Genomic DNA, 25517 nt, shown 5'->3' with positions numbered 1-25517 from the left:
TGCTTCCTACGCCTTGAAGCCCCGGTGCAGCGCCACGATGCCGCCGCTCAGGTTGCGCCAGGCGACCTTGGACCAGCCGGCCTTCTGCAGCAGGGCGGCCAGCGCGGGCTGGTCGGGCCAGTCGCGGATGGACTCGGCGAGGTACACGTACGCGTCGGGGTTGGAGGAGACGGCCCGGGCCACGGGCGGCAGGGCGCGCATCAGGTACTCGGTGTACACGGTGCGGAAGGGGGCCCAGGTGGGCTGCGAGAACTCGCAGATGACGACCTGCCCGCCGGGCTTGGTGACCCGGTACAGCTCGCGCAGCGCGGCGTCGGTGTTCTGGACGTTGCGCAGGCCGAAGCTGATCGTCACGGTGTCGAAGGCGTCGTCCTTGAAGGGGAGGCGCGTGGCGTCGCCCGCCGTGAGGGGGAGCCACGGGTGCTTCTTCTTGCCCTCGCGCAGCATGCCCAGCGAGAAGTCGCAGGGGACGACGTAGGCGCCGGTCGCGGCGAACGGCAGCGACGAGGTCGCGGTGCCGGCGGCCAGGTCGAGGACGAGGTGCCCGGGGCGGGCGCCGACCGCCTTGGCGACCTCCTTGCGCCACAGCCGCGCCTGTCCGAGGGAGAGCACGTCGTTGGTGAGGTCGTAGTTCGCCGCGACGCCGTCGAACATCGAGGCGACTTCGTGCGGCTGCTTGTCCAGGGAAGCCCTTGTCACTGGTGTTCGCCCCTCGGTGTGCGCTGCGGATCGGCGGGTACGCCCCATCCTCTCAGGCCGGGCCGGGGAGGAAGGACAGGCCCCGGGTCGGATGAAGCGGACAACTGGCCCGAAGGACAGTTCCGCACGGGCTCCCCGGCGCGTTGACTGGGGGCCGGTGCGGCCCGGTGACGGTCACCCAATGGATCATGGGCCTGACCAGCGGCCGGATCCGTGGCGGCCGCCACGAGCAAAGGGCTTCACGATGCCGGCAGGCCATTCCACCGGTCGCTCACGCCTCAGCCCGCGCGCCAGGCGCCGGGCGGAACGGCGCAAGCGGCTGCGGCGTACGATCATCCTCGGCTCGGCGGCCCTCGCCGCGGTCTCGGCGACCGCGTACGCGATGGCACCGGGCGAGGACGGCGGTACGGCGGACGGACGGCCGACGGCAGCCCGGCCCGACGGGCAGGACGGCGGACCCGCCGAGGGATCGGACGCGGCCGCGCAGGGCGGCAGACGCTCCCCCGCCCCGGCGCAGTCCTCCGGCGCCCCCTCCACCCCGCCCTCCGGCCCGCCCGCGGCCACCACGGCCGCCCCCGCGTCCCCCGCCGCACCGGTCCCGGCCACCGGCACGGGCGCCTTCAAGGCCTCCGCCGCATCCGGCGCGGCGCAGGGCAAGGGCCCCGTACGCCGCTGGCGGATCGAGGTCGAGGAGGGCAGCGGGGTCGACCCGGACTCCGCCGCCCGCTCCGTCGAGGCGATCCTCGGTGACCCGCGCGGCTGGACCAGGGATCCCGCGTACGGCTTCCAGCTCGCCGGACCCGGCCAGCCGGTGGACTTCACCGTCAAGATCGCGACGCCCACGACCACCGACCGGCTGTGCGAGGTGGCCACCCCCGAGCTGATCGGCGAGACCAACTGCCGGGCCGGCCACACCGTGGTGGTGAACCTCAAGCGCTGGAAGGAGGGGTCGCCGCAGTTCAGCGGCCCGGTGGAGGAGTACCGGGCGCTGATCGTCAACCACGAGGTCGGGCACGAGCTCGGCCACGAGCACGAGACCTGCCCGGGCCCCGGCAAGCCCGCGCCCGCGATGATGCAGCAGATCAAGGGACTGCTCGGCTGCAAGTCGAATGCCTGGCCGTACGACGCGAACGGAACCTACCTGTCCGGTCCGCACGTCCCTTAGGGGGAGAGCCGGACTGACACCTGATGGGCCGGCCGGGGGGCTAGGAGTGGAAACCGTGCGCGTCGTCAGCTTCAGCGTCCCCGCGTGGTTCCCCCCGTACGCGCACGAGGCCTCCCCCACGGACGCGCCGCCGTCGGCGCAGCTGACGGATCAGGAGTCCGCGGTGTTCCTGTGCCTGGCCACCGGCGCCTCCAACGCGGAGCTCGCCGCAGAGCTGCAACTGTCCGTCAGCACAGTGAAGTTCCACGTGGGCAACATACGGACGAAGCTGGGCGGTATCAGCCGCCTGCAGGCCTGCCTGCTCGCCGCCCTCGCCCGGGAGGGCACCGGCCTCAGCGGCGGCGGTGCAGAAGCCGGCCCCCGATGACGGTGGCCACGCAGGTGGTCGCGCCCTGCGCCAGCAGCGCCGCCGCGTCCGGGACCGCGAAGACCGCGAACCGGGCGGGGGCGCCCTGCTCCAGGACCCCGTGGAAGGCCTCTCCGGCCGCGTCCCGGCCGGCAAGCGGGTCCAGGGCGGGCGTGCCCGCGTACGGGGCGGGCGGCAGGATCGTGAGCCCCGAGCGGGCCACCGCCGTGCGCACGGCCGGGATCGCGAAGCGGCCGGTGACCGCCACCACCCCGCGCGCCAGCAGCTTCTGGGTGCCGCGCCGGGCGCTGTTGCCCCACCGCGCCTCGGTCAGCTTCAGCGCCTCGAGCGCGTCCTGCCCGCTGATCGGGTCGGTGCCGAGCTCGGCGGTCTCGTACGGATCGTCCGGGTAGTACGTCCGCTCCAGGAGCGTGTCCGCTCCGCGCACGAGCAGCCCCGGGGTGAGCACCCCGGGCCAGCGCCGGGCCCGCGCGTGCGGATAGGCCGCGGCGAGGGCCTCGTACGGTCCCACGCTCGCGATCCGGTCGCCCTCGACGAGGACCGCGCCGCCGGGCAGCGGCGCGGATCCCGCGGCGGGGACGAGGAGTTCGGCGGTGTGGAGCGTCAGCATCAGTTCGTGGAGATGAGCTTCAGCTCGGGGTGCGCGGTGCCGCCCTCGATGGCGGTGGAGGAGATGTGCGAGACCACGCGGTCGTCGGCCGGGTCGTTCGCCGGGTCGTCGTGCACCAGGAGGTGCTCGTACGTCGTCGCGCGCTGCGCCGGGGTGCGGCCCGCCTTGCGGATCAGGTCGATGATCTCCTGGCGGTTGGAGCGGTGCCTGGCTCCGGCCGAGGAGACCACGTTCTCCTCGAGCATGATCGAGCCGAGGTCGTCCGCGCCGTAGTGCAGCGAGAGCTGGCCCGCTTCCTTGCCGACGGTGAGCCAGGAGCCCTGGATGTGGGCGATGTTGTCGAGGAACAGGCGCGCGATCGCGATCATGCGCAGGTACTCGAAGATCGTCGCCTGGGTGCGGCCCTTGAGGTGGTTGTTCTCGGGCTGGTAGGTGTACGGGATGAAGGCGCGGAAGCCGCCCGTACGGTCCTGCGTGTCCCGGATCATCGCGATGTGCTCGATGCGCTCGGCGTTGGTCTCGCCGGTGCCCATCAGCATGGTGGAGGTGGACTCCACGCCCAGCCCGTGGGCGATCTCCATGATCTCCAGCCAGCGCTCGCCGGACTCCTTGAGCGGGGCGATCGCCTTGCGCGGGCGCTCCGGCAGCAGTTCGGCGCCGGCGCCCGCGAAGGAGTCGAGGCCGGCGGCGTGGATCCGCTGGATGGCCTCCTCCGCCGAGACGCCGGAGATGCGGGCCATGTGCTCGACCTCGGAGGCGCCGAGGGAGTGGATGACCAGCTGCGGGTAGGCCTTCTTGATGGCGGAGAAGTGGTGCTCGTAGTACTCGACGCCGTAGTCCGGGTGGTGCCCGCCCTGGAACATGATCTGCGTGCCGCCGAGCTCCACGGTCTCCGCGCAGCGGCGCAGGATGTCGTCGAGGTCGCGGGACCAGCCCTTCTTCGTGTCCTTGGGGGCCGCGTAGAAGGCACAGAACTTGCACGCCGTGACGCACACGTTCGTGTAGTTGATGTTCCGTTCGATGATGTACGTGGCGATGTGCTCGGTGCCCGCGTAGCGGCGGCGGCGCACCGCGTCGGCGGCCTGGCCGAGCGCGTGCAGCGGCGCGTACCGGTAGAGGTCGAGCGCCTCTTCCTTGGTGATCCGGCCCCCTGCGGCGGCGCGGTCGAGGACAGACTGGAGAGCGGCCTGGTCGGTCACCGGTGCGTCACCTTTCGGCGGTGTGTCAAGGTCCGGACCGATCCAGCCTACGCCAGGGCCTGCGGCTCCCCGTCACGGGCTGCGGGTCAGGTCGCCCTCCGGGTTTCCGGCCGGGCCGTCCCCCGACTTGTAGTGCAGGGTGCCGTTGGCGTTGAGGGTGAACCGCTCGTCGGCGGAGCCGTTGGAGCAGATCCCGGGAGCCGGGTTGGGGCCGCCCGAGGTGTCCAGGACGAGGGAGCGGTCGGTGGCGGAGGCGAGCTTCCAGTCGCCGCTGCAGTCGGTGCCGAGGATCGCCAGGACCGACTTGTCCCGGGCCACGACCTCGCCGACCTTGCCGGCCTTGATGGTGATCTCGAACTCGCTGGAGACGCCCATGCGGGCGGTGGTGACGGTGCCCTTCCAGGTGCCGACGAGTTCCTTGGGGACGTCCTGGCGGGTCCCCTTGGGGGCCTCGGTGGTGGTCCCGGTGGACGGGGTCCCGGCCGGATCCGCCGGCGCGGACGCCGACGCGGAGGTGCGCGGGCCCTCGCCGGCCGCCGTGTCGCGGCCCTTGTCGCCCAGTCCGGGCAGCAGGCCCATCCCGTACAGCCCGCCCGACACCAGCGCGAGTACGGCCGCGGCGGCCAGCACGAGCGTGCAGCTGAAGCGGCGGCCGGCCGCGCTGACGGTGACCTGCCGCCCGTCGGGGGCGGTACGGGGCTGCGGCAGTCCGCCGCCCGCCGCGTCCAACGGCGGGGGACCGTAGGGCCCGTAGGGGCCGGCAGGGGCCCCCGGCGTCCCCTGCGGCGCGGAATCCGCCGGACCGGAAGCCGGCCCGCCCGCCGTCTCGGTCGGGCTTCCGTATGCACCGGCGGCCGCACCGTACGAGCCGTACGAGCCGTACGAGCCCGGCGTGCCGAAGCCGGCGCCCGCCGGGCCCCCGTAGGAGGCGGCGGTGAACGGGACCGGCCCGGACGGGGCGTCCGGTACCACCGCGGCCCCGCCTCCGGCGGAATCGGCGTCCAGGTCGAGCAGGGCGACCGCGGCCCGGCTGGCCTCCTCGACCAGGGGCGCGGGCAGCCAGCCCGGGGTGGTCAGGGCTCCGTCCAGGGCCGTCACGACCGCCTGCGGCGCGGGCCGGTCGGCGGCCGTCTTGGCCAGGCAGGCCTCGATCAGCTCGCGCAGCTGCCCGGCGGGGACCGCGCCGAGCTCCGGCGGCTCGTGGACGACCTTGTAGAGGAGGGTCGCCGAGTTGTCCCCGGTGAAGGGCGGCCGACCGGTCGCCGCGAAGGCCAGGACCGCGCCCAGCGAGAACACGTCGGAGGCGCCGGTGACGCCCTTGCCGAGGATCTGCTCGGGCGACATGTAGCCCGGCGAACCGACGGAGACCCCGGTGGAGGTGAGCGAGGCGGTGCCGTCCGTGGCCCGCGCGATCCCGAAGTCGATCAGCCGGGGCCCGTCGAGGGTCAGCATCACGTTGGACGGCTTCACGTCCCGGTGTACGAGGCCCAGGCCGTGCACGGCCACCAGGGCGCGGGCGAGCCCGGCGCCGACGGCCCGTACCGCGGCCTCGGGCAGCGGGCCGTGCGCTGCCAGCGCCCGGTCCAGGGAGGGGCCCGCCACGTAGCCGGTGGCCACCCACGGCACCGGGGCGTCCGGATCCGCGTCGAGCACCGGCGCGGTCCACTCGCCGCCCACCCGCCGGGCGGCCTCGACCTCGCGGCGGAACCGGGCCCGGAACTCCTCGTCGGCGGCGAAGTGCGGGTGCACGATCTTGACGGCGACGGTCCGGCCGCCCGCGCTGCGCCCCAGGTAGACCCGGCCCATGCCGCCCGCGCCGAGCCGGCCCAGCAGCCGGTACGCGCCGATGGTCCGCGGCTCACCGGCTTCCAGCGGCTGCATCGTGTCCCCCCATCCCCCGGGTTCCGGGGCCCTCGTGTCGCCCGGCCAAGCAGCACATTAGTGGGGTGCGAGACCGGGACGGGCGCCTTTCCATTCCCCGCGGGTGACGGGAATGGAAAGGGGAACCGAATTCACCGGAAACGGCATATCCGTCATTACCGGACGCCGGACCGATCAGTGTTCCGCGACGGCCGCCGCCAGGAGCTCCAGGGCCACATCCGCGGGATACCCCGTCGTCGGTCCCGTACGCCGTGCGAATTCCCGCACGCCGGCGATCTGTTCCGGTCCGAAGCGGAAGTCGAGCGTCGTGAAGTACCGCTCCAGCAGCTCCGCGTCGAAGGCCTCCCAGCGGGCCGCCTGCTCGGCGACCTTGGCGACCTCTTCCAGGGACACGTCGCGCGAGGCGAGGAAGGCCTCGTGGACCTTCTGCACGACGACGGGCTCGCGGGCCAGGTAGTCCTTGCGGGCGGCCCAGACGGCGAAGACGAACGGCAGCCCGGTCCACTCCTTCCACATCTGCCCCAGGTCGTACACGGTCAGGCCGAGCCGGGGAGCGTCGTGGAGCGAGGCGCGCAGCGCGGCGTCGCCGATCAGCACGGCCGCCTCGGCCTCCTGCATCATCACCCCCAGGTCGGGCGGGCAGGTGTAGTAGTCGGGCCGGACCCCGTACTGCTCGGAAAGCAGCAGCTGGGCGAGGCGTACGGACGTACGGGAGGTCGAGCCGAGGGCGACGCGGGCTCCGTCGAGCTGCTCCAGCGGGACCTGCGAAACGATCACGCAGGACATGACGGGGCCGTCGCAGCCGACCGCCAGGTCGGGGAAGGCGACGAGCTGGTCGGCGTTGCGGAGGAACTCCACGAGGGTGATCGGGGCGATGTCGAGCTCGCCCGCGACCAGGCGCTCGCTGAGCTTTTCGGGGGTGTCCTTGGTCAGCTCCAGGTCCAGCAGCGTGCCGGTTCTGGCCAGGCCCCAGTAGAGGGGCAGGCAGTTCAGGAACTGGATGTGGCCGACGCGGGGCCGGCTGCGGTAGACGTCCACATCGCGAGACTAGCCCCCGGGTCACCGTCAGCCTTGCCGCGGGTCTCAAACGTCCGAGTGACGTGATCTTTCCCTCTGGTCTCCGCCGCAGGGTGCGTGCTAGGCTCGACGCAAGTTGCAGTTTGGTTTCCCTTGCAGTACGAGGCCTGCGGAGAATGTGACCCGCAGGCTTTTGTAGTTTTCAGACTTCTTAGCAGGTTCTGGAGCAGGGCGACCCTTTGGCCCATAGGAGGGCTCATGGCTACCGGAACCGTGAAGTGGTTCAACGCTGAAAAGGGCTTCGGCTTCATCGCCCAGGACGGCGGCGGCCCGGATGTCTTCGTCCACTACTCCGCGATCAACGCCTCTGGCTTCCGCTCCCTCGAGGAGAACCAGACGGTGAACTTCGACGTCACGCAGGGTCCGAAGGGCCCGCAGGCGGAGAACGTCACCCCGGCCTAGTCGCCTGGGCCAACCTTAATCGCGGTTGGAAAAGCAGTACCCAAGGAGCCCTGTCACCTCTGCGCGAGCAGAGCGGCAGGGCTCCTGCCTTTGCCCTCCGGGAGGGGGCGGGGGAACGACCTGGGCCCGCACCGTTTGCACGGTGCGGGCCCAGGGCCGTTCTGAGCGGGCCTTACGGCGTCGGGGCCGGGGCCGCCGGGGCGGTGACCTTGATGTCCAGGAGGAGGGTGACCTTCTGGGGGGTGGTCAGGCGCAGCGTGTACGTGCCCGGGGCCAGGTCCGCGTCGGTGAAGAGCTCCGGCAGGACGATCTTGCCGTCGGCGCCCGACTTCAGCAGCGGCAGCCTGAAGGTCTTCTTGCCCGCCTCGTCCTTGAAGTACGGGCTCTTCGCGGTCGCCGGGTCCACCGGGACCCACGCGCCGTCCGCGTCCTTCACCACCAGCTCGGCGAAGACGTCCGTACCCGCCACGGCCTTGCCGTCGGCCGTGGCGAGGACCGTGATGTCCCGGATGCCCTGACCGGCGACGGTCTGCAGCGGCTGCGAGCCGTCGGGGCGGGCCAGCGCGTCGGCCACCGGCTTCGCCGTGACCGTGCCGGTGAAGGCTGCCGTGAGCCTGCCGGCCGTGTCGGTGGCCGAGACCCGCAGGGTGAAGGTGCCCGCCGCGGGGCCCGCCGTGAGGCCGGGCGCGGCCGCGATGCCCTCGGCGTCGGCCACGACCACGAGCGAGTCGGCCGGGGCCTTCGGGAAGCGGGTGCCGCCGGTGGTGTCGGCCTCGACGGCGAAGACGACCTGCTGGCCGGCGGCGGGCTTGCCGTCGCTGCGGACCACCTTGACCCGCGGGACCTCGGCGAACGCCGCTCCGGCCTCGGCCGTGAGGCCGGGGCCGCCGAGCACCGTCAGCTCGGACAGCCGCGGAGCCGGGGTCGGCGTCGGCGTCGGGGTCGGAGTGGGCGTCGGGGTCGGGGTGGGGGTCGGCTTGGGAGTCGGAGTGGGCGTCGGGGTCGGCGCCGGGGTGGTCCTGGACGGCGTCTGCGGGGTGGGCAGGGTGCTGCCCGGCGTCTCGATCGGGTAGTTCCCGGCCGGCGGGTTCGGGACCTCGCCGGCGCCGGCCTGGTACTGCCGCATGTAGCCGAGCACCGTGTTCACGTACTCGCGCGAGTTGTTGTAGCTGAGGACCGCCGAGTCGAGCTTGGCCTCGACCGACAGGTCCCGGTCGCCCGCGCACAGGTACAGGCCCGCGCCCAGCGCCGCGTCGTAGATGTTGTTCGGGTCCCGCTTGGCGTCGCCGTTGCCGTCGGCGCCCCACGTGGCCCAGGTGGAGGGGATGAACTGCATCGGGCCGACGGCACGGTCGTACTCGGCGTCCGCGTCGAACTCGCCCTTGTCGGTGTCGCGGATTTCCGCGAAGCCGTTGCCGTCGAGGCGGGGGCCGCGGATCGGCTTCTCGGTGTAGCCGTCGGCCTTGAGCCCGTAGCCCGAGGCGTGCACGGACTCGACCCGGCCGATGCCGGCGAGCAGCTGCCAGGGCAGGTGGCAGCCGGGGAGCGCGGCGGCGACGGAGACTTCGGCCCGCCGGTAGGCGTCGAGGGCGGTCGCGGGTATGCCGCTGGCCCCCTCGACCGGGGTGCCTCCGGCAGCGGGCTGCGGGTCGGCGACGATGTCGGGAAGGTCCAGCCGCGCGTCACCGCGGTCGGTGGCCTGCGGGCTGTCGGGAGTCGGCTCGGACTCCCCCGCGTCGGCGGTCGACGGGTTGGTCACGACCGCGGCGGTGGTCAGGCTGGCCGCGAGGGCGGCGGTGCACAGGACCTTGCGCGAGGTGTTGACGAGGTGACGGTGAAGCGGCTTCACAGTGCGGCGATCCCCCCAGGAGCCGTCATAAGGAATACGGCCGATCGGGCCGTGGATATCCACTGTCTATCAGGTCTTCACAGGAGACTCGCCGTCACCCCGGCAGATGTGACGGACCATTCGTCTCGCCTTCACCGGAGTCTCATGGCCGAACGGACAGAGGACCCAAGTCCCTGCCCGGATTGGCCATATGACCCCTGTTTTGTCCATTTACCTACCCCATGCTGGGCTTTACCGGGATTGGGGAACATCGGTACAGCGGTTGGCGCTGAGAATGATCACGGGCTTGGCCGGCAGCTCGGCGCCGGAGGGGAGGAAGACCCTCTCGGCCGATTCTGCTAGTCGCCCAGGCCCCTGGCCCAGAACTCGCTCGGGCCGTGGACGGCGACGTCGGTCGCCCCGGCGATAGCGCGGTCGATTTCGGCGTCATCGCCGCTGCCGCTCGCAGCCCAGAGACGGCTGAAGCCCGTGCCGCTGCGGCGGTAGACGACGACCTCGGCTGCGGCGTCGTTGGGCAGAGGCCATGCCGGGAGTGTGGCCAGGCCCAGGCTCGTGAGGTAGTCGAGCGGGGTCATCCCGGGCCGCTCTCCGAGTGCGTCGCGGATCTCGCCCGCGGTAGACACGACGGCCGCGCGGCCGCAACGGCGCGGGCGAGGCCGCGGGTCCCGCCACCGCCCTCATCCCCGGCATGGCCGCCGTCCCCGTCCCCCGAGGCGTCCGGCTGATTCCATGCCGGCCGACCGTGACCCGTACGGTGGCGGTCGCCACCGTGCAAGGTCGATCCCGACGCGGAGCGTGGTGCCGACGGCGGCCATGCCGGCCTGCACGACCTGGTTGTAGCTCATCGCGAAGTCCTCGCGCGGCAGTTCCACGGTGGCCCGGAACGCGGCCCGTGGGCCGCCCCACGGGTCGGGACCGGTGCCGAGGTAGGCCAGGTCCAGGTCAACGACCCGGGCCTTGTTTGTTTCCTGACCGCCGACGCCGGCGCGGAGGCCGACGGCCCGGCGCGCACGCCACGGGTGGGTGGCGTTGCTGCCGGGCCGTCAGTCACTCACGCGGTCTCACTTCCCGTGCAAAGCCCTGCGGCGACGTCCGCGAAGCACCAGCACGCCGCCGGCAGCGATGAGCAGCAGGCCACCGAGGGCGCTGTACTTGACAGCGTTGCTCGCCCCGGTGGAAGCCAGGTCGCCGGACGTGCTGCCCGGGGTCGGCTGGCCGACGGGTACGCCGCGCTCCGCCTGCGCACGGGTGCCGGTCGTGCCGGAGGCGGTAACAACCGGCGTGGCGGCGGTCGGCGTGGGGGCGGGCGTCGGCTTGTCAGCGCCGGCGGTCCCCGACGCGGGCTTCAGCTGAAGAGTCGTGATCGAGTACGGCGGCAGCGTCTGTGCGACCGCCGTGCCCCGCTCCGCCGTCGTCAGGGCGGTGTCTCCCTTGCCGTACGAAACGGTCGTGACCGCCCCTGCGGCCGGGGTGAATCCGGCGTACGAGAGCGACACCTCCGCCGCGTTCTCCGGGCTCTTGTTGGTCAGCATGACGTTCAGACCGCCGTTGCTGCTCCGCACCGCGTGCACACTGACCGACGAGTTGCCCGAGGACGACTTGACCATGGTGTCGCCAGGCTTCGCCAGTGCGGTCAGCGATCGGATGCCCCAGTAGGTGGGGAAGGGCGTGTCGCGCGGCGGTTGGCACTTCCCCCCGGCGCAGGTTTCAGCGGAGAGAATGCCCCCGTCCTGGTAGTCGGTCTGGCCGTGGACGGTGGTGGGTGCTTGGTCCGTGCCGTTGTGCAGGTTCCACCAGTCCACGTGGGTGGCACCCTGCTCGAACCAGGTCATGTAGGTGTCCGGCGCGAACAGGGCTGCGGCCTGGCTGGTCAAGGCGGGCGAGCCGACGGCGTCGGTCTCGGTGACCGCGATCTCCACCGAAGCGGCGCGCGAGCCCGTGTACTTGGCGATCAGCGAGCGCAGCTCGGACGTGGTAGCGGCGATCTTGGAGGGAGTGTTCAGCAGGTCGGCCGTGGTTTTGCCGCCCGGATACCAGTGGACGATGACGAAGTCGATCGAGCTTCCCGCGATGGAGAGCACCGTGTTGTTCCAGTCGGCGGTGTCACCGGGAGCCTTCTCCTTGTCCGGCCAGCCGCCGGGGGTGGTGAGCACCGCTCCGATCTTCACCGTCGGGTCCACGGCCTTCATCGCCTTCGAGTAGGCGACCAGGTTCTTCCCGTACTCCCTCGGGCTCTTGTCGGCGTGATCGTCTCTTTCCCAGCCCTTGCCGTTGCCGTAGTGCCCGTTGCCGTAGACCTCGTTGCCGATCTCCCAGTACTTAACGCCGTAACCCTTGTCGACGTTGGAGTACTTGACCCAGTCGGCGGCCTCCTGGACGGTGCCGGAACCGTAGTTCGCGGTCAGGATCGGCTGGGCGCCGACCTTCTTCGCGATGTCCATGAAGCGGTCGAAGTTGGTGTTGGAGGGGATCCAGCCCTTGCCGTCGCCGGAGGTGTGGGTCTTCCAGTGGTATTCGTCCGCGCCGGAACCGCCGGGATAGCGCAGCTGCCGAACTCCCGCAGCCTTCATCAGCGAGGTCACATTGGCGTCCCCCATGTGCTCGTCGCCGAAGCCCAGATTGAGGCCGACACCACTGCTGGGCACCGTGCCCAAGGAGGTACCGGCATCCACACTGATGTCGATGGTCGGCGCGGCGCCCGCGCTGGGCGCCAGGGCGCCGACACCGGCCGAGGCGGCGAGCACCGCCACCGCCCCCGCGACAAAATGCCGGAGCATCCGGCTACGGCGGGGCGTGCGACCCCAAGGCGTCGGCTGCTCGGCGGATCTCGGGTCGTCTGGTGACACGTGGGGCTCCGATCGGGTGTTGACACAGAAGGCGTAGCGCCGTCGTCGGTACACCCCTAAGTGGCCACTCGGAGCGGAAAGGTTGCCGTCTCAATCGTTTCTTTCGCCGAGGCGGTCGCACCGTCGCACCGGACCCGGTGACCCCGTGACCCGGTGCCCCGGTGACACGCCCGGGCTCCCTTTCCACCTCGACGGCGCGAACCATCACATGCTTCCGGCCGCACACCGCCCCGCGGTGGCCGAGCGGCTGAAGCCGCACAGGAAGCACGGGAAAAGACAGACGGCGGCCGCCGCCACCCTTGTTCGCGTACACCGCCTTGCGCCAGTACGGCGGCACCACCTTGTCGTCGACCTCCCGCTTCAGCAGCGGCTTCTTGGTCACCCGGCGACGGCTGAGCGCGGGCAGGCCCTTTACTGCGGCCAGGACCCGCGATCGCCTTGGCCTCGAGGTGCTGCATCACCGCGGTCAGCATCGCGGTGCGCTTCGGCTCTGGGGCCCGCTCCAGCGCTCGCTTCATCGCCGTACCGGTGGTCTTCGTCGGCGGCCGGCGGAAGGTCTCCAGGTACGAGTGCCGCCTGCCCTCCGGCGCCTCCAGCAGCGCCACCAGGTCGGTGGGCAGCGACCGGTCCGCCCGCCAGGCCGCCCTGGCGACCGTGGCGTGCAGTCGCTTGCCCGCGATCTCCGGATCTCCCACGCGTGCTCGTACGCGGTCAGAAGAAGCGCTCCATCTCCGGGCGCGTCGGCTCCTCGACGAACTTCCCGTACGCCTCGGCCACCAGTGCGGCGGAGCGGTTGCCTGCGTACCGGCCCTACGGGTGACCGGCTGCTAGTTTTCGGCCGCATGAGAGCACTGGTGTACGACACGGCCTTCCGTACGCGCGCCGACCGCAAGCAGACCTGGGGCTTCGGCCTGCTCGCCGTCTCCGCGGGGATCTGGCTGTGGATAGCCGCCCAGCTGCTGCTCCCGTTCAGCGCGGAGCACGGGGGCGGCAGCCCGGACGACTGCGAATCGCGCGTCTTCTACAGCACCCGCGAGGTGGGCATGAAGCGCACCTCTACCGATTACGCCGACGCCGAGGGCACGCGCTGCGCCGCCGAGCGCGACTGGGCCGGGCTCCTGGCCCTGCTGGTGCTCTCCCTGCCCGTCGCCGTGGTCGGCACGGTCCTGTACACCTCGGCGAGCACCGCCCGGCGGCTCAGCGAACACGCGGCCGAGGTGGCCCGCCTGACGGAGTTCCCGAAAGGCTGAAGGTTCCGTTAGGGCATTCGGTCGTCACGGCGAGCGACAAGCGGATCACCATATGTAACTTCACAGTGCCGGAATTCCCGCGAGATAGGTAAGCGATGAGGCACGTGAGTCACACCCGTACCCGTACCCGGGGCTGGCGGCGGCTCGCCGTCCTGGCCATGGCACCGCTCCTGGCCCTGTCGGCCACGGCCGCGACCGCGCAGGGGGTGTGGGTGACGGCCCCGCCGATGCCGACGGCCCGAGTCGGCGTGGCCGGGGCCGTCGCGGACTGCCCGGAGGGGCTCAGCGGCACCTGCGTGTACGCCGTCAGCGGTGGTGACGCCGGCAACACCCTGGAGGCGTACAGCCCCTCCGCGGGCACCTGGGCCACGCTGCCCCGGATGAAGACCCGCCGTCTGGGTCAGGCGAGCACGACGGCGCCCTGTCCGGACGGGGCACGCGGCGACTGCGTGTACGCCATCGGCGGATCCTTCGGCGCCGGCCCGATCCAGGCGACGGCAGAGGCGTACAGCACGAAGACGAACGCCTGGCTGACCGTGCGCTCCATGCCGACCGCCCGCGTCAACGCGGCGGCGGCCACGGCCCCCTGCCCGGGCGGACTGGGACTGCGGGGCACATGCGTGTACGTCTTCGGCGGCACCGACCTCGTCGCCCCCGTCCTCACGACGGTGGAGGCCTACAGCCCGGCCACCAACACCTGGGCCACGCTGACCCCGCTACAGACTCCCCGCACTGCCCTCGCCGGCGCGGCCGCCCCCTGCCCCGGCGATCTGGGCCTGAAGGGCACGTGTGTGTATGCCATCGGCGGCGGGAACGCCACCACCCCGGAGCTCGCCTCGGTGGAGGTCTACAGCCCCGCCCTCAACGCCTGGCAGTACGTGCCCGACCTGCCGACCGCCCGCATCTCGTCCGCCGCGGCCGCCGCCCCCTGCCCCGAGGGCATCAGCGACGGCTGCGTCTACGTCCTGGGCGGGTTCAACGGCGCCACCACTCTGGACACGGCGGAGGCCTACAGTCCGGTCACGAACGCCTGGGTGACCCTGCCGTCGATGCCCACCGCGCGCCGTCAGCACGGGGTCGCCGCGGCGCCGTGCCCCAAGAACACGGGGAACGACTGCGTGTACGCCTTCGGCGGTCTCAACACCGCCGGAACCGAGACGGCGTCGACCGAAGCCTTCGCGATCGAACGCGGCGACGGCGACCCCAAGCCGCACCCGTCCACTCAGCCGGCGCCCCCGGCCGAGGACGACCCGTTCGGGGACGAACCGCTCGACGCTCCGAAGGCGGCCCCCAAGCCCGCCCCCTGAGTCACCCGCACCACCCCCTGCGGGCCGGCGCCGCCGTGGCGCCGGCCCGCAAGCCTGTCCCCGAGCTCCGCCCACACCGTCTTGCCGGGCCCCCGGGCCGCCACTCCCCACTCCCGCGCCACGGCCGCCACCACCATCAGCCCGCGCCCGCCCTCCGCCGACCACGGGTCCACGGGCGCGGGCGCGTCCGGCGGCCCCTTGTCGCTCCGGGTGTCGCTGACCATCACGCGCACGTTCCCGCCTCCGTACGAGAGGCGCAGCTCGAAGTCCCGGTCGGGCACCCGCCCGTGCAGCACGGCGTTCGCGGCGAGCTCGCCCACGACGAGCCCGACGTCGTCGGAGAGCGCGCACCCGTAGGGAACCCCCCAGATGTCCAACTGGGCCTGCGCGAGCCGCCGGGCGAGCCGGGCCCCTCGGGGCGTGGAGCTGAAGCGCTGTGCCATGTCACTGAATTCGGTCGTCACCTCACTGAGCGTGGTGGCCGCGCTCTACCCTTTCCAGTAGTCGCGGCGTGACGCCCATGCGGTGTAGGTACGCCGACGTCTGTGTGTACGGCTTGTACGGACGAGGGCGGTTCACCGTATGAATGACATGTCAGACCGCGAGGAACGACCCGAACGCCCGGTGGAGGCGGACGGCACCGCGCACCTGTTCCGGGCGTTGGGCAAGCAGATCAAGGCGCTACGGGAGGCGGCCGGCCTCCACCAGAAGGAACTGGCGGCGCTGCTGCACGTGAGCGAAGACCTGATCGGCGCGATCGAGCGGGGGGTGCGGACGCCGCAGCCGGACCTGCTGGAACGGGCGGACGGGGTGCTGGGGGCGCGGGGGGTCCTGCGGGTGGCGATCCCGGACGTCAAGGACGCGCTGAAGCGGGCGCGGACTCGGCATCCGGATTGGTTCAGGAGTTACGCGGAGGCGGAGGCTGCTACCCAGGCCGTCCATGCGTACGCACACCAGGGCGTCCCAGGCCTATTGCAGACGGAACGTCATGCACGTGAGGTCTTCACCCAGCGCCGCCCGCTGCTGGACGAGGCGACGATCGAGAAGCGGGTGCAGGACCGACTGTCCCGCCAGCAGATCTTCGAACGCTGGCCGTCCCCCACCTTCAGCTTCATCCTTGACCAGAGCCTTCTGGAACGGCAGGTCGGCGGCTCGGACGTCCACCGTGAACAGCTCCAGCGCTTCCTGGACATCGGCCGGTTGCGCACGGTGGAGCTCCAAGTGATGCCGTACACGCGTGGTGCACACACCGCAATGGGGGGATCATTCACCCTGCTCCACCCCAAGGGCCGCCAGCAGATCGCCTACCACGAGGCCTATGGGCGCCCTCACCTGATTACGGACCCTGATCAGGTGAGGATCATGGCCGAGCGCTGTGGGATCATCCGCGCACAGGCACTCGCGCCCCACGAGTCCCTCGCCTTGATCGAGAAAACGCTGGGAGAAGTCAGATGACCACCACCGACCTGGCATGGTTCAAGAGCAGCTACAGCGACGGCGAGGGCGGCGACTGCGTCGAGGTCGCGCTCGCCTGGCACAAGTCGAGCTACAGCGACGGCGAGGGCGGCCAGTGCGTCGAGGTCGCCGCCTGCCCCACCACCGTCCACGTCCGGGACTCCAAGGTGGCCGCCGGTCCCGAGCTGGCCGTGGCTCCGGCGAGCTGGAGCGCGTTCCTGGACGGGATCACCGGGGCCCGCTGATCCGGCCGCCATGCGCGGGGGGCCGTGCCCGTCCATGATGGACGGGTGAGGCGTACTCGTACGGTGCTGCTCTGCATCGCCGGGCTGGTTGCCGCGACGCTCCCCGCAGGGGTGGCCGCCGCAGCGCCGGAGAGCTGCGTCAGCACCCCCGGGCCCGCGCAGGGGCAGGCCAAAGACGTGCTCGACCTCGCCGAGCGGGCCAAGCGGGAGCTCGGGCTGAACTCCTTGATCCTGCGGGTGTCGTCCGACGGCGACGAGCTCGTCACCACGGCCCTCGGCGAGTCCATGACGGGCGTCCCCGCCGATCCGGCGATGCACTTCCGCTCGGGGTCGGTGGCGATCGCGTACATGGCCACCGTGCTGCTGCAACTCGCCGAAGAGGGCAAGGCGAGCCTCGACGACCCCCTCTCCCGCTGGCTGCCGGACGCCCCGCACGCCAAGGAGATCACCCTGCGCCAGCTCGGCAACTCCACCTCGGGCCTGCACGACTACGTGACGGACCCGAAGTTCCTCGCCGAGCTCGAGGCCGCGCCGTTCCGGCACTGGACCCCCGCGGAGGTCATCGGCATCGCCGCCGCGCATCCGCTCTGGTACAAGCCGGGCACCAACTTCAGCTACTCGCACGCCAACTTCCAACTCCTCGGCGCCGCGCTGGAGAAGATCAGCGGCGTCTCGCTGGAGCGGCTGCTCGAAGAGCGCGTGATGGAGCCGCTGGGCCTGGACGAGACCGCCAACGCCGCCACAGCGGAGATCCCGGTCCCCGCGCTGCACTCCTTCACCTCGGACCGCGGCATCTACGAGGAGTCCAGCTACTGGAACCCGTCCTGGACCACCGCTCCGGGCGCGATCCTCACCACCGACATCTGCGACCTGGAGCGCTCCGCCCGCGCCGTCGGCACGGGCGAGCTGCTGTCGCCGCAGGCGTTCAAGATCCAGCTCGATCCGGGCACGGTGGGTCTGGGGACCCCGACCGGCGGGTGTCCGGCCACCGTCTGTCTGAGGAACACGGCGGCCGAGCACTTCGGCTTCGGCATCATCCTCGTCAACGGCTGGATCGTGCAGAATCCGTCGTTCTCCGGGTACGCGGCCATCCAGGCCTACCTCCCGGCGGAGAAGCTGGCCATCGCGGTCAGCGCGACCAAGGGCCCGAAGACCCCCGAGGGCAACCAGGCCCAGGCCGTGGCCGAGCGCATCGCCGCCCTCCTGGCCCCGGACCACTCGTTGAAGCCGAAGCACCGCCCCTAGTACTCCGGCAACAAATGTTGAGCGTGTTCAATTCTTTGGTGACAAGGCCGTCCCGACCAGGCATCATGAGCACCGTCTTTGTGGATTCTCATGCGCCTGACGTCCTTTGGGGGGAACGGGCCGTTCGGCGTCATGTCATGCCGCACCGAACCGAGGTCCACGCAGCCCTTTCCTCGAAGGAATACTGCTGGTGCGTCCTACTCGTGCGGCGGTCCTGCTCACCGCAGGCCTCGTCACCATCCTCGGCATACCGGCGGTCTCCGCCGCCGAGACCCCGGCCGACTTGTTCGTGAACAACGGCACGAACGCCAACTGCTCGGATACCGGCACCGGAACACAGGCCGCCCCGTTCTGCTCGATCCAGCCTGCCGCCAAGGCGGCCCAGCCGGGCCAGACCGTGCGGATCACCCCGGGCTCCTACCCCGCAGCCGTCACGATCGACCGCTCCGGAGAGCCGGGCAAGCCGATCACTTTCACCGTCGACAGCGGCAGCACGTCGTGGGCGAAGGCGGAACTGGTCAACCTCCTGACCATCGACGGCGCCTCCCACCTGGTCTTCCGTGGGATCAGGACGAGGAGTGGCGCCCTGGTCGAGCGTTCCGGCGACATCACCATGGAGGCGTCCGAATTTACGCGGGAGCTCGTGATCGGTGCGGGAAGCGCGGACGTACGGGTCAGCCGGAGCTTCATCATCGCTGCGCAGATCAGGGCCGGCGCCCAGCGCACGATCCTCAGCCGCAACATCCTCCGCCAGGGTTCCCGGCCCGCGCTCACCGTAGTGGACGCCTCCGGCACGGCCCTGGCCAACAACACCGTCCTCAGCTCCTGCGGTGAGGCCATATCGGTCAGTGGCGGTTCCACCGACACCTCGGTGTTCAACAACGTGGTCCGTGTCGAGAGCTCCCACACCGCCTGCGCGACGCCCGCCGCAGCGCGCCACGGTCTCCTGGTGGCGCAGAGCGCGGCGGCCGGCACCCGCGCCGACTACAACGTCCTCGCGCGCCAGTCCGTTGTAACGGCGGCTCCTTACAACTGGGCGGGCACCGAGTACAAGACCCTCTCGGAGTTCCGGGCGGCGACCGGCCAGGGTCTGCATGACTTCGTGGATCCGGCGGACGTCAACGCCACCGCCGTCGACTCCGCCGACGCGACGGCCCCGGGCGCGTCGGCATCCCCGGACTTCGACGGCATCGGCCCGGTCGACGACCCCACCGTGGCCAACACCGGCAAGGACGGCGGGTTCCTCGACCGCGGTGCCTTCGAGCGTCACGACCGCCTGAGCAGGGTCACCATGTCGGTCGACCAGCCCTGGGCACCGGTGGGCACCAAGGTGGAAGTGAAGGCCTCGTCGAACAGCATCTGGCCCGCCGCCATGTCGTACAGCGTGGACTTCGGCGACGGGAGCGCCCCGGTCGTCACCCGGCAGGGCGAGGCCGCCGAGGCCGTCGCCTCGCACGTCTACAGCTCTCCGTGCGCGTGCGTGGTCAAGGTGACCGCGTCCAACGCGGCCGGTAAGAAGGTCTTCGCCGAGCAGCCGGTCAAGGTGACCGCGGCCGGTGCGCTGACCGCGGCCTTCACCGCCGCGGAGGTGCTGCCTGCCACGGACAGCCCGACCGAGCGCACCTCCCCGCTGACCGTCCGGGTCGACCCGTCGGCCACCGCGGCGCCGTGGCCGCTGAGCCGCGCCGACGTGGACTTCGGCGACGGCACCACCCGGCAGGTCTCCGACCTGTCCCAGGTCACGCACACCTACCGGACGCCCGGCGACTACAAGGTGACCCTCACCCTCCAGGATTCCAAGGGCACCACGTCCACCTCGAGCCAGACGTTCAAGGCCGACTACGCGGCGTCCGGTTACGTGGCAGTAGAGCCGTTCCGGTTCTACGACAGCCGCGACGACACCCCCTCCATGCCGGGCGGCGTGCCGCTCGCGATGCAGTTGCCCTTCCATCTCAGCCGGCCGGAGCACGCGCTGTCGGGCGGCATGTCCGCGGTCGTCCTCAACGTGACCGTCACCGGCGCCCTCGAGGACACCCACCTCACCGTCTGGCCCGACGGACAGGACCGTCCCGCGACCTCGAACGTCAACGTCCGCGAGGGCAGCACCACCTCCAACACCGTCACCGTCCCCGTCGGCGGCACCGGGGAAGCCCTGATGCAGCTCAACTCCGGCCGGGCGTCGATCATCGTGGACTTCGTGGGCTACTACCAGCCCAACACCGGCCAGCGGTTCACCCCGCTCGCCCCGGCCCGGCTGCTCGACACCCGCACCACCGGCGGCGCGCTGCCCGGCGGCAAGCCCCGCACCGTCAAGGTCGCCGGCGTGGGCGGCATCCCGGCCGACGCCACCGCCGTCGCCCTCAACCTGACCGGGACCGGCGCCACGGAGAACGCGCACGTCATCGCCTACCCGGACCCGGCCAAGCGGACCGCCACCTCGAACCTGAACGTGGAGCCGGGCAAGGACAAGTCGAACCAGGCCATCGTGCCGGTCGGCCCGGACGGCACGATCACCCTGTTCACCAACTCCGGCTCCACGCACCTGGTGCTGGATGCGGTGGGCTACTACGGCAAGGACGGCAAGTCCCTGTTCAAGCCGGTCGTCCCGAAGCGCCTCTCTGACACCCGCACCACGGGCAAGCTCGCCCCGGGCGCCACGACGACGGTCTCCGGTCTGCCGGCCAACGCGGTGGGCGCGGTCCTGAACGTCACCGCGACCGACACCACCAGCCCGGGCTTCCTGACGGCGTACGCCTTCGGCGGCACGCTCCCCGGCGCCAGCAGCCTCAACACGCTGCCCGGCGCCACCGTCCCCAACCACGTGACCACCCCGGTCGGATCGGGCAAGGTCAGCGTCTCCAACAGCTGGGGCGGCAGCAACCACGTCATCACCGACCTCCTCGGCTACTTCACCAACCCGTAGGACCACCTGACACCGCAGGACACACCGCCGCCCGGGCCCCCGCACATGATGTGCGGGGGCCCGGCCCGGCTACGCCCCCGGCCCCGCCCACAGGCCGTCCTCGGTCAGGCCCAGCAGGCCGATGGCGTTGCCGCGCACGATGCGGTCGACCACGTCCGGTGCCAGGTGGCCCATCTGGGCCTCGCCGACCTCGCGGGACTTGGGCCAGGTCGAGTCCGAGTGGGGGTAGTCCGTCTCGTAGAGGACGTTGCCGACGCCGATCGAGTCCAGGTTCTTCAGGCCGAAGGCGTCGTCGAAGAAGCAGCCGAAGACGTGCTCCGCGAAGAGCTCCGACGGCGGGCGCAGCACCTTGTCCGCGACGCCGCCCCAGCCGCGGTTCTCCTCCCAGACCACGTTCGCGCGCTCCAGGATGTACGGGATCCAGCCGATCTGGCCCTCCGCGTACATGATCTTCAGGTTCGGGAAGCGCTCGAACTTGCCGCTCATCAGCCAGTCGACCATCGAGAAGCAGCAGTTGGCGAAGGTGATGGTGGAGCCGACGGCCGGCGGGGCGTCCGCCGAGGTGGACGGCATGCGGCTCGAGGAGCCGATGTGCATGGCGATGACCGTGCCGGTCTCGTCGCAGGCCCGGAGGAAGGGGTCCCAGTAGTCCGTGTGGATGGACGGCAGGCCCAGGTGCGGGGGTATCTCCGAGAAGGCGACCGCGCGGACCCCGCGCGCCGCGTTGCGGCGGACCTCCGCGGCCGCGAGGCCGGCGTCCCACAGCGGGATCAGGGTCAGCGGGATGAGCCGGCCGCGGGCGTCCGGGCCGCACCACTCCTCCACCATCCAGTCGTTGTACGCCCGTACGCCCAGCAGCCCCAGCTCCCGGTCGGCCGCCTCGGTGAAGGTCTGGCCGCAGAAGCGGGGGAAGGTCGGGAAGCAGAGCGCCGACTGGACGTGGTTGACGTCCATGTCCGCGAGGCGTTCGGGAACCGAGAAGGACCCCGGGCGCATCTGCTCGTAGGTGATGACTTCCAGTTTGATCTCGTCGCGGTCGTATCCGACGGCCGTGTCGAGTCGGGTGAGCGGCCGGTGCAGGTCCTCGTACACCCACCAGTCGCCGATCGGGCCGTCGTCGCCCTTGGCCCCCATCACGGGGGCGAACTTGCCGCCGAGGAAGGTCATTTCCTTCAAGGGGGCGCGGACGACCCGGGGGCCGGTGTCCTTGTACTTGGACGGGAGGCGGTCCCGCCAGACATGGGGGGGCTCCACCGTGTGGTCGTCCACCGAGATGATCTTCGGGAAGGTCTCCATACCCGATACGGTAGCGCCGATCTGACGAACCGTCAGCTAGTTGCACGGCGATCAGGCCCGGACGGAGACCGGATCAGGCCCGGATCAGGAACCTCTCGGTCCGGGACGGGCTGACGTGTACGCGCAACACAGGGCAGACTGACCCTTACACCGACGGAAGGCAGGGGGACGACAGATGGACGGCGTACCGGCCATCCCACGCCCGCGGAACCACCCCGAGGCAGCCCGGGCCACACCCGAACCCCCCACCCCCCACTCCTGCCGCTTCGCCGTACTCGGCCCCATCCGCGCCTGGCGCGGAGCCGACGCACTGCCCTCCGGCACCCCCCAGCAGCGCGCCCTGCTCGCCACGCTGCTGCTGCGCGACGGCCGCACCGCCACCGCGCCCGAGCTCATCGACGCCATCTGGGGCGAGGACCCGCCGCAGCAGGCCCTGGCCACCATCCGGACCTACGCCTCCCGCCTGCGCAAGGTCCTCGACCCCGGGCTGCTCGTCTCCGAGTCCGGCGGCTACGCCATCCGGCTGCGCTCCACCGCCACCCTCGACCTCGGCGTCGCCCGCAGCATGGCCGCCGACGCCGAGACGGCCCGCGAAGCCGGCGACCGGGCCCTCGCCCGTACGCTGCTGGCCCGCGCGCTGGACCTGTGGGACGGCGAACCCCTCGCCGGGGTCCCCGGCCCCGCCGCCGAGACCGAGCGGACCCGGCTCGCCGAATGGCGCCTCCAGCTGGTGGAGACCCGCCTCGACCTCGACCTGGAGGTCGGCCACCACGCCGAGGCCGTCTCCGAGCTCACCGCGCTGACCGCCGCCCACCCGCTGCGCGAGCGCCTGCGCGAGCTGCTCATGCTCGCCCTCTACCGCAGCGGCCGGCAGGCCGAGGCCCTCGCCGTCTACGCCGACACCCGCCGGCTCCTCGCCGACGAACTCGGCGTCGACCCGCGCCCCGAACTGGCCGCCCTCCAGCAGCGCATCCTGAACGCCGACGCCGACCTCGCCCGCGCCGAGGACCCGGCCCCGGCCGCCGCGGCCGTCCACGTCAGGCCCGCCCAACTACCCGCCACCGTCCCCGACTTCACCGGCCGCAGCAGCTTCGTGGGCGAGCTCGGCGCCATCCTCTCCGGCGGCGCCGAGGGCCAGGTCATGGCCGTCTCCGCGCTCGCCGGGATCGGCGGCGTCGGCAAGACCACCCTCGCCGTGCACGTCGCGCACGCCGCCCGCCCGCACTTCCCGGACGGCCAGCTCTACGTCGACCTCCAGGGCACCGAGCCCCGCCCCGCCGAACCCGAGGCCGTCCTCGGATCCTTCCTGCGGGCCCTGGGCACCCCCGACACCGCCATCCCCGACTCCCCCGCCGACCGGGCCGCGCTCTACCGCTCCACCCTCGACGGCCGCCGCGTCCTGGTGCTGCTCGACAACGCCCGCGACGCCGCCCAGGTCCGCCCGCTGCTGCCGGGCACCGCGGGCTGCGCCGCCCTGGTCACCAGCCGGGTCCGCATGGCGGGCCTCGCCGGGGCCCATCTCGTCGACCTCGACGTGATGAGCCCCGAGGAGGCCCTCCAGCTCTTCACCCGGATCGTCGGCGAGGAGCGCGTGCGATCCGAACGCCAGGCCGCCCTCGACGTCGTCGGCGCCTGCGGCTTCCTGCCGCTCGCCATCCGCATCGCCGCCTCCCGGCTCGCCGCCCGCCGTACGTGGACCGTCTCCGTCCTCGCCGCCAAACTGGCCGACGAGCGCCGCCGCCTCGACGAGCTCCAGGCCGGCGACCTCGCCGTCAAGGCCACCTTCGAGCTGGGCTACGGCCAGCTGGAGCCGGCCCAGCAGCGCGCGTTCCGCCTGCTCGGCCTCGCCGACGGACCCGACATCTCCCTCTCGGCGGCAGCCGCCGTACTGGATCTGCCCGAGCACGACACCGAGGACCTCCTCGAGGCTCTGGTGGACTGCTCCCTCCTGGAATCCGCCGCTCCCGGCCGCTACCGCTTCCACGACCTCGTACGCCTCTACGCGCGTGCGTGCGCCGAGCGCGACGAGCAGCCGCCGAGCGGGCGCGACGCCGCCGTGGACCGGCTGCTGGACTTCTACCTGGCCACCGCCTCCGGGGTCTACGCCCTGGAACGCCCCGGCGACCGGCTCCCGGCCCACCTGTCCGACACCCACTACCCCGGGCTGGTCTTCGGCGAGCCGCGCGCCGCCCTGGACTGGCTGTACGCCGAGGCCGACCCGCTGCTGGCGTGCGTCCGGCAGGCCTCCGTACGGGGCTGCGAGACGCACGTCCTGCGCCGGGCCGTGGACCTGCTGTGGGCGGCGAAGGACCTGGCCGAGTCGGGCGCCAACTCCAAGCAGTACGAGTCCGCCGCCGTCGCCCTGCGCGACGCCGCGCAGGCCGCGAAGGACCCGTACGCCGAGGGCCGGGCCCGCACCACGCTCACCAACGTGCACCTGGTCGCGGGCCGGTTCACCGAGGCCGACGACGAGGCCCGCCAGGCCACGGCGCTCGCCCGCGAGGCCGGGGACCCGCTGCCCAGCTGCTGGGCGCCCAACGACCGCGGGATCATCGCCCTCTACCAGGGCCGGTACGCGGACGGCGAGCGCTACCTGCTGGAAGCCATCGAGGGCTTCCGGGCCGACGCCAACAACGTGGGCGAGGCCAGCGCGCTGTGCAACCTCTCCCGCATCCACGTGGAACTGGGCCGCCTCTCCAGCGCCATAGACCTCGCCCAGCAGGGCATCGCCATCTACGACCGGATGGGCCTGACCCTGCGCCTGGCCAACGGCCGCTACGCGCTCGGCATCGCCCTCACCCAGGCGGGCCGGCTCGGCGAGGCCCTGACGCAGCTCACCGAGGCGCTGTCGCTGTTCCACGACAACCGGCAGCCCCTGTGGGAGGGCGTGACCCACTTCCGGCTCGCCGAGGCCCATCTGGCGGCGCGCCGCCCCACGCTGGCGGCCTCGCACGCCGAGCAGGCCATCGCGCTGCGCGGGATCGGCGGCGAGTGGCGGCGGGCGACCGTGCTGACCGTGCTGGGCAAGGCGCTGCGGCGGCTGGGGCAGACGGACCGGGCGCGGGCGTGCTGGCGGGACGCGGAGGCCGTGTTCGCGCAGCTGGGGTCGGCCGAACTGGCCGAGGTCCGGGCCCTGCTGGCGTCCGAGGTCGCCGCCTGACCGTGGTGACCTGCGGTGACGTCCGATGAACGAGGCGTTCATCGTTCGTTTATCGCCGCGCGACACTATTGGTTCATCGACCCGGCGCGTCGGGGGGCAACCGGGTCGGTTGGAGGACTACCCGTTCGGCGGTCCGCGGGGGAATCGCCGAACGGGCCCTACCCATCCATCAGGAGATCCGATGACGACGAACGAGAACATCCTGCCGAACAACGGCGACGTCAAGCCGCTCGACAACCACGCCTCGGGCGTCGACATCGAGCCGATGGACAACCACGCGTCGGGGATCGAGATCAAGCCGCTCGACCCGCCGCCCGCCCCGGGCGAGGAGATCCAGTCGATGGACAACCACGCGTCCGGTCCGCTGCCGTAACCAGCACGGCACGGCAGTAGGCAGCACGACGTACGGGGGATTCGTACGGGGGAGCACGGGGGAGCACGGGGGGACGGCGGGGGGGGGGGGCCCGGGGGGGGGCCCCCCCCCCCCCCCCCACCACCCCCCCGCCACCCCCCCCAGGCCCAAAGAGGGGCCCGGGTTCAC

The 25517-nt window shown here is 71.9% G+C and carries 22 protein-coding genes and 2 pseudogenes; 12 read left to right on the top strand and 12 right to left on the bottom strand.

Going from position 1 to position 25517, the window contains the following annotated elements; all coding sequences use genetic code 11:
* Nucleotides 1–6 precede the first annotated feature (6 nt).
* The gene (locus ACIPUC_RS26215; RefSeq protein WP_446592589.1) at nt 7–699 is read right to left on the bottom strand and encodes a demethylmenaquinone methyltransferase; all 693 of its coding nucleotides are present in this window, start codon (nt 697–699) and stop codon (nt 7–9) included.
* Between the two features lie 244 nt (nt 700–943).
* Here ACIPUC_RS26215 and ACIPUC_RS26210 point away from each other — a divergent pair, with 244 nt between their 5' ends.
* A complete protein-coding gene (locus ACIPUC_RS26210; RefSeq protein ID WP_446592588.1) occupies nt 944–1864 on the top strand; it encodes a DUF3152 domain-containing protein in 921 nt (306 codons plus the stop codon).
* Nucleotides 1865–1919: 55 nt separating this feature from the next.
* Entirely contained in the window at nt 1920–2231 is a 312-nt protein-coding gene (locus ACIPUC_RS26205) for a response regulator transcription factor (RefSeq protein WP_446592586.1), read from the top strand.
* Here ACIPUC_RS26205 and ACIPUC_RS26200 read toward each other — a convergent pair.
* From ACIPUC_RS26200 to ACIPUC_RS26185, 4 genes are all read right to left on the bottom strand, one after another.
* On the bottom strand, nt 2197–2841 hold the full coding sequence (locus ACIPUC_RS26200; protein WP_446592585.1) for an imidazolonepropionase-like domain-containing protein: 645 nt from the start codon (nt 2839–2841) through the stop codon (nt 2197–2199). The genes ACIPUC_RS26205 and ACIPUC_RS26200 overlap by 35 nt on opposite strands.
* A complete protein-coding gene (gene mqnC, locus ACIPUC_RS26195) occupies nt 2841–4040 on the bottom strand; it encodes a cyclic dehypoxanthinyl futalosine synthase (RefSeq protein WP_446592584.1) in 1200 nt (399 codons plus the stop codon). Before mqnC ends, ACIPUC_RS26200 begins: the two co-directional genes overlap by 1 nt.
* 72 nt (nt 4041–4112) lie before the next feature.
* The gene (locus ACIPUC_RS26190) at nt 4113–5921 is read right to left on the bottom strand and encodes a serine/threonine-protein kinase (protein ID WP_446592583.1); all 1809 of its coding nucleotides are present in this window, start codon (nt 5919–5921) and stop codon (nt 4113–4115) included.
* A 174-nt stretch (nt 5922–6095) separates the two neighbouring features.
* Nucleotides 6096–6959 carry a menaquinone biosynthetic enzyme MqnA/MqnD family protein gene (locus ACIPUC_RS26185; RefSeq protein ID WP_446592582.1) on the bottom strand — a complete coding sequence of 288 codons (864 nt, stop codon included), beginning with the start codon at nt 6957–6959 and terminating at the stop codon, nt 6096–6098.
* A gap of 237 nt (nt 6960–7196) precedes the next feature.
* On the opposite strand from ACIPUC_RS26185, the gene ACIPUC_RS26180 reads away from it, so the two are divergent.
* Nucleotides 7197–7400 (top strand): cold-shock protein, encoded by a 204-nt coding sequence (locus tag ACIPUC_RS26180; protein WP_030012116.1) that lies wholly within the window; start codon nt 7197–7199, stop codon nt 7398–7400.
* Between the two features lie 172 nt (nt 7401–7572).
* On the opposite strand, the gene ACIPUC_RS26175 is transcribed toward ACIPUC_RS26180, so the two are convergent.
* The 5 genes and pseudogenes from ACIPUC_RS26175 to ACIPUC_RS26155 form a co-directional block, all read right to left on the bottom strand.
* Nucleotides 7573–9249, bottom strand: coding sequence for a lytic transglycosylase domain-containing protein (locus tag ACIPUC_RS26175; RefSeq protein WP_446592581.1), 1677 nt, complete (start codon nt 9247–9249; stop codon nt 7573–7575).
* Nucleotides 9250–9587: 338 nt separating this feature from the next.
* Complete coding sequence (locus ACIPUC_RS26170) at nt 9588–9872, bottom strand: hypothetical protein (RefSeq protein ID WP_446592580.1); 285 nt, start codon at nt 9870–9872, stop codon at nt 9588–9590.
* 150 nt (nt 9873–10022) lie between these two features.
* Nucleotides 10023–10202, bottom strand: a pseudogene (locus ACIPUC_RS26165) (YceI family protein); the annotation flags it as partial.
* A 108-nt stretch (nt 10203–10310) separates the two neighbouring features.
* A complete protein-coding gene (locus tag ACIPUC_RS26160) occupies nt 10311–12026 on the bottom strand; it encodes an LPXTG cell wall anchor domain-containing protein (protein ID WP_446592579.1) in 1716 nt (571 codons plus the stop codon).
* Nucleotides 12027–12396: 370 nt separating this feature from the next.
* Nucleotides 12397–12778 (bottom strand): annotated as a pseudogene (locus ACIPUC_RS26155) (hypothetical protein); the annotation flags it as partial.
* Between the two features lie 14 nt (nt 12779–12792).
* On the opposite strand from ACIPUC_RS26155, the gene ACIPUC_RS26150 reads away from it, so the two are divergent.
* From ACIPUC_RS26150 to ACIPUC_RS26140, 3 genes are all read left to right on the top strand, one after another.
* Nucleotides 12793–12915, top strand: coding sequence for a hypothetical protein (locus tag ACIPUC_RS26150; protein ID WP_446592578.1), 123 nt, complete (start codon nt 12793–12795; stop codon nt 12913–12915).
* A gap of 22 nt (nt 12916–12937) precedes the next feature.
* Nucleotides 12938–13345 (top strand): hypothetical protein, encoded by a 408-nt coding sequence (locus tag ACIPUC_RS26145; protein WP_446592577.1) that lies wholly within the window; start codon nt 12938–12940, stop codon nt 13343–13345.
* A gap of 104 nt (nt 13346–13449) precedes the next feature.
* Nucleotides 13450–14652 carry a Kelch repeat-containing protein gene (locus tag ACIPUC_RS26140; protein ID WP_446592576.1) on the top strand — a complete coding sequence of 401 codons (1203 nt, stop codon included), beginning with the start codon at nt 13450–13452 and terminating at the stop codon, nt 14650–14652.
* On the opposite strand, the gene ACIPUC_RS26135 is transcribed toward ACIPUC_RS26140, so the two are convergent.
* On the bottom strand, nt 14568–15116 hold the full coding sequence (locus ACIPUC_RS26135) for an ATP-binding protein (protein WP_446592574.1): 549 nt from the start codon (nt 15114–15116) through the stop codon (nt 14568–14570). The genes ACIPUC_RS26140 and ACIPUC_RS26135 overlap by 85 nt on opposite strands.
* Before the next feature lie 118 nt (nt 15117–15234).
* Between ACIPUC_RS26135 and ACIPUC_RS26130 the strand changes: the two genes are divergently transcribed.
* The 4 genes from ACIPUC_RS26130 to ACIPUC_RS26115 all read left to right on the top strand — a co-directional run bounded on the left by ACIPUC_RS26130 (nt 15235) and on the right by ACIPUC_RS26115 (nt 20520).
* Entirely contained in the window at nt 15235–16107 is an 873-nt protein-coding gene (locus tag ACIPUC_RS26130; RefSeq protein WP_446592573.1) for a helix-turn-helix domain-containing protein, read from the top strand.
* Nucleotides 16104–16352 carry a DUF397 domain-containing protein gene (locus tag ACIPUC_RS26125; protein ID WP_446592572.1) on the top strand — a complete coding sequence of 83 codons (249 nt, stop codon included), beginning with the start codon at nt 16104–16106 and terminating at the stop codon, nt 16350–16352. Before ACIPUC_RS26130 ends, ACIPUC_RS26125 begins: the two co-directional genes overlap by 4 nt.
* A gap of 45 nt (nt 16353–16397) precedes the next feature.
* The gene (locus ACIPUC_RS26120; protein ID WP_446592570.1) at nt 16398–17597 is read left to right on the top strand and encodes a serine hydrolase domain-containing protein; all 1200 of its coding nucleotides are present in this window, start codon (nt 16398–16400) and stop codon (nt 17595–17597) included.
* A gap of 190 nt (nt 17598–17787) precedes the next feature.
* Nucleotides 17788–20520 (top strand): PKD domain-containing protein, encoded by a 2733-nt coding sequence (locus tag ACIPUC_RS26115; RefSeq protein WP_446592569.1) that lies wholly within the window; start codon nt 17788–17790, stop codon nt 20518–20520.
* 69 nt (nt 20521–20589) lie between these two features.
* On the opposite strand, the gene ACIPUC_RS26110 is transcribed toward ACIPUC_RS26115, so the two are convergent.
* Entirely contained in the window at nt 20590–21816 is a 1227-nt protein-coding gene (locus ACIPUC_RS26110) for an amidohydrolase family protein (RefSeq protein ID WP_446592568.1), read from the bottom strand.
* A 175-nt stretch (nt 21817–21991) separates the two neighbouring features.
* Here ACIPUC_RS26110 and ACIPUC_RS26105 point away from each other — a divergent pair, with 175 nt between their 5' ends.
* Together ACIPUC_RS26105 and ACIPUC_RS26100 are read left to right on the top strand one after the other, a co-directional pair.
* A complete protein-coding gene (locus ACIPUC_RS26105; protein ID WP_446592567.1) occupies nt 21992–24976 on the top strand; it encodes a BTAD domain-containing putative transcriptional regulator in 2985 nt (994 codons plus the stop codon).
* Nucleotides 24977–25157: 181 nt separating this feature from the next.
* Nucleotides 25158–25349 carry a hypothetical protein gene (locus tag ACIPUC_RS26100; RefSeq protein WP_446592565.1) on the top strand — a complete coding sequence of 64 codons (192 nt, stop codon included), beginning with the start codon at nt 25158–25160 and terminating at the stop codon, nt 25347–25349.
* Nucleotides 25350–25517 lie beyond the last annotated feature (168 nt).

The sequence above is a fragment of the Streptomyces sp. LARHCF249 genome, assembly GCF_052871255.1.
Note: the sequence above shows the minus strand (reverse complement) of the source record. Positions and strands in the feature narration are given on the sequence as shown.

Coding starts and splice junctions, on each gene's coding strand:
- ACIPUC_RS26200 (WP_446592585.1), bottom strand. CDS start 2,841: ATGCTGACGCTCCACACCGCCGAACTCCTCGTCCCCGCCGCGGGATCC.
- ACIPUC_RS26125 (WP_446592572.1), top strand. CDS start 16,104: ATGACCACCACCGACCTGGCATGGTTCAAGAGCAGCTACAGCGACGGC.
- ACIPUC_RS26130 (WP_446592573.1), top strand. CDS start 15,235: ATGAATGACATGTCAGACCGCGAGGAACGACCCGAACGCCCGGTGGAG.
- ACIPUC_RS26100 (WP_446592565.1), top strand. CDS start 25,158: ATGACGACGAACGAGAACATCCTGCCGAACAACGGCGACGTCAAGCCG.
- ACIPUC_RS26210 (WP_446592588.1), top strand. CDS start 944: ATGCCGGCAGGCCATTCCACCGGTCGCTCACGCCTCAGCCCGCGCGCC.
- ACIPUC_RS26160 (WP_446592579.1), bottom strand. CDS start 12,026: ATGCTCCGGCATTTTGTCGCGGGGGCGGTGGCGGTGCTCGCCGCCTCG.
- ACIPUC_RS26105 (WP_446592567.1), top strand. CDS start 21,992: ATGGACGGCGTACCGGCCATCCCACGCCCGCGGAACCACCCCGAGGCA.
- ACIPUC_RS26110 (WP_446592568.1), bottom strand. CDS start 21,816: ATGGAGACCTTCCCGAAGATCATCTCGGTGGACGACCACACGGTGGAG.
- ACIPUC_RS26180 (WP_030012116.1), top strand. CDS start 7,197: ATGGCTACCGGAACCGTGAAGTGGTTCAACGCTGAAAAGGGCTTCGGC.
- ACIPUC_RS26145 (WP_446592577.1), top strand. CDS start 12,938: ATGAGAGCACTGGTGTACGACACGGCCTTCCGTACGCGCGCCGACCGC.
- ACIPUC_RS26190 (WP_446592583.1), bottom strand. CDS start 5,921: ATGCAGCCGCTGGAAGCCGGTGAGCCGCGGACCATCGGCGCGTACCGG.